This window comes from Chthonomonas sp., from assembly GCF_035294505.1.
Lineage (GTDB): Bacteria > Armatimonadota > Chthonomonadetes > Chthonomonadales > Chthonomonadaceae > Chthonomonas.
In genome coordinates this window covers 1-2,500 of the sequence record NZ_DATGKU010000113.1, presented here as the reverse complement: position 1 = coordinate 2,500, position 2,500 = coordinate 1, and the positions used below count along the sequence as shown (strand labels likewise).

Genomic DNA, 2,500 nt, shown 5'->3' with positions numbered 1-2,500 from the left:
TGGGCAGGCGTCAGCCCGTATACGTCGCCTTTCGGCTTAGCACAGACCTGAGTTTTTGGTAAACAGTCGCTCGGCCCATTTCACTGCGGCTCCCCTTGCGGAGAGCACCCCTTCTCCCGAAGTTACGGGGTCAGTTTGCCTAGTTCCTTAGCGAGAGTTATCTCGAGCGCCTTCGTATCCTCTACGCGCCTACCTGTGTCGGTTTGCGGTACGGTCGAATGTAGGCTCCCGACCGGCTTTTCTCGACCCCTCTTTTGCCCGCTTCGCTTTGCCCCGAAGGGCTCCACTAGTGGGTTACCCCAACGTGCAACCAGCTGCACGACGGACGCCAGAGAAGTGTCCCCGGCCGTTCAACGCCTACACCCGGTTCCGGAATATCAACCGGACAGCCATCAGCTACGCCTTGCGGCCTCGCCTTAGGACCGACTAAACTTAAGAGGACGAGCCTTCCTTAAGAAACCTTAGGCTTTCGGCGGACAGGATTCTCACCTGTCTTCTCGCTACTTATCCCGGCATTCGCACTTGCGTTCCCTCCACCGCGGCTTTCGCCTACGGCTTCACCGGAGAACGCAACGCTCCCCTACCCGTAGCCCTTACGGGCCACGCCTTCGCTTCGGCAGTAGGCTTAAGCCCCCTTACATTATCGGCGCAAGGACACATCGACCAGTGAGCTATTACGCACTCTTTAAATGGTGGCTGCCTCAAAGCCAACATCCTGGTTGTCTGTGCACCCTCACATCCTTTCACACTGAGCCCACGTTTGGGGGCCTTAGCGGAAGGTCTGGGTTGTTTCCCTCTCGACTATGGAGCTTATCCCCCACAGTCTCACTCCCATTCTGTGGTGTCTCGCCATTCGGAGTTTGGTTGACTTCGGTAACCCGGGAAGGCCCCTAGGTCATCCAGTGTCTCTACCTGCGAGACAGAACGAATGAGGCTGCACCTCAATGCATTTCGGGGAGAACCAGCTATCTCTGCGTTCGATTGGCATTTCACCAGACTACCCACAGTTCATCCAAGCACTTTTCAACGTACACTGGTTCGGGCGTCCACGGGCGCTTAAACCCGCTTCCCCCTGACCATGGGTAGATCACGCAGTTTCGGGTCTACTGACGGCAACCTTAACGCGCCCTATTCGGACTCGCTTTCGCTCGGCCTCCGCCACAGAGTGGCTTAAGCGGCTACCGCCAGTAACTCGCCGGGTCATTATGCAAAAGGCACGCCATCACCTCCCTAACGGGAGGCTCTGACTGTTTGCGGGCTGACTGGTTTCAGGTTCTATTTCACTCCCCTCCCGGGGTGCTTTTCACCTTTCCCTCACGGTACTGGTTCACTATCGGTGGCGATGTGTATTTAGCCTTAGGAGGTGGTCCTCCCAGATTCCCACAGAATTCCTCGTGTTCCGTGGTACTTGGGTACCGTCTAGAGCCGACACAACGTTCCATACGGGGCTTTCACCCTCTATGGCACGCCGTTCCAGGCACTTTCTAGAACACCGTATCGGTCCCCGTATTGACGGCCCCACAACCCCGACAGGACAGGCCTGTCGGTTTAGGCTGTTGCCCGTTCGCTCGCCGCTACTTAGGCAATCGCATCTGCTTTCTTTTCCTGAGGGTACTTAGATGTTTCAGTTCCCCTCGTGCCCTTCCCGCAAAGCGGGATGACGAGTCGTTACACCCGTCGGGTTGCCCCATTCGGAGATCGGTGGATCATCGCTTGCTTGCAGCTCCCCACCGCGTATCGCCGCTTGGCGCGTCCTTCATCGGCACATCGCCCCAAGGCATCCACCAGCAGCCCTGTGTATCTTTAGCTGCTTCCTCTGCTGCACACGCTCACTCTCTTTCCACCCCGATACCTTGCGGCATCGTGCAAAGGAGGAGCGTTCCCACAGAAGACTGCAGCCGCGCTTGTAGCATGCGCTCTATGCTGCTTTTCATCTTTTCTGAAAGATGCTGCGTTTCCACTATTCGGTTATTAAAGTGCTTCGTTTGGCCCTTGCCATCTCTGCTGCAAGTGGCCCCGCCTATCCGGCGGTTATCGCGCGCTCTCTGCGTCGCGCGGCGAGGTTTAATTTACCACACCCCTTTCCCTTTTGTCAAGGGCGGTTGTGCTCCCTCTTTTCATCAGGTGGAGGCTAGCGGGGTCGAACCGCTGACCTTCTGCGTGCAAAGCAGACGCTCTCCCAACTGAGCTAAGCCCCCAAAACCCACCCCTAGGGCGGGATGGGCCTATGAGGATTCGGACCTCAGACCTCACCCTTATCAGGGGTGCGCTCTAACCAGCTGAGCTATAGGCCCACGGCCGTTAGAGTGCCTTAAGAACGTCGCGTGGACGGAAGCGCTTGCGCTTATCACAGACCAGGTATCGACTTTAGGTATAGGGTGTTAGGCAAGAGAGGCTGAAATGGGTTTTTCAGCGTTCCTCTCCACCCCACACCCCCAACCCTTAGAAAGGAGGTGATCCAGCCGCACCTTCCGGTACGGCTACCTTGTTACGACTTCGT

General features: G+C 57.0%; 2 tRNA genes and 2 rRNA genes (1 of these 4 cut by a window edge). All 4 read right to left on the bottom strand.

Annotated elements, in window-relative coordinates:
- Positions 1–1,808, bottom strand: a 23S ribosomal RNA gene (locus VKV18_RS06490); it reaches 1,047 nt to the left of the window's first position.
- 317 nt (positions 1,809–2,125) lie between these two features.
- Positions 2,126–2,198: transfer RNA gene (locus VKV18_RS06485), tRNA-Ala, on the bottom strand.
- Between the two features lie 22 nt (positions 2,199–2,220).
- Positions 2,221–2,294, bottom strand: a tRNA-Ile gene (locus VKV18_RS06480).
- A 152-nt stretch (positions 2,295–2,446) separates the two neighbouring features.
- A 16S ribosomal RNA gene (locus VKV18_RS06475) occupies positions 2,447–2,500 on the bottom strand; the annotation flags it as partial.